Source organism: Pseudomonas sp. 3B-A001-10F, from assembly GCF_056313565.1.
Window position 1 is genome coordinate 1 of the sequence record NZ_JBQYFW010000107.1, and the last position, 255, is coordinate 255.

Below are 255 nucleotides of genomic sequence, written 5' to 3' on the forward strand. Positions count from 1 at the left end.
TGTCGCGGGCGGCGATCTTTCTGGGGGATGAACCGGAGGAACTGATCCTCGCGCTGGCCGGGGAAACGGTGCGGTTCTATCACTTTCGCGCGGGACGGCTGACGGCGATCAGCGATGCCTATGGCAACCGTCTGACGGTGCAGCGCGATCGCTCTGACCGGGTGCAGCGACTGGACAACGGCGCCGGGCGTTCGCTGCTGTTGCGCTATGACCGCGCGCAGTTGGTTGGTGTGGATTACCAGGTGTTTCGCGACG

1 protein-coding gene is annotated in these 255 nt (G+C 64.7%); it reads left to right on the forward strand.

Going from position 1 to position 255, the window contains the following annotated elements; all coding sequences use genetic code 11:
* Positions 1-255: hypothetical protein (locus AC0ZWN_RS28945; protein WP_476337730.1), on the forward strand; the 255-nt coding region annotated here is incomplete at both ends.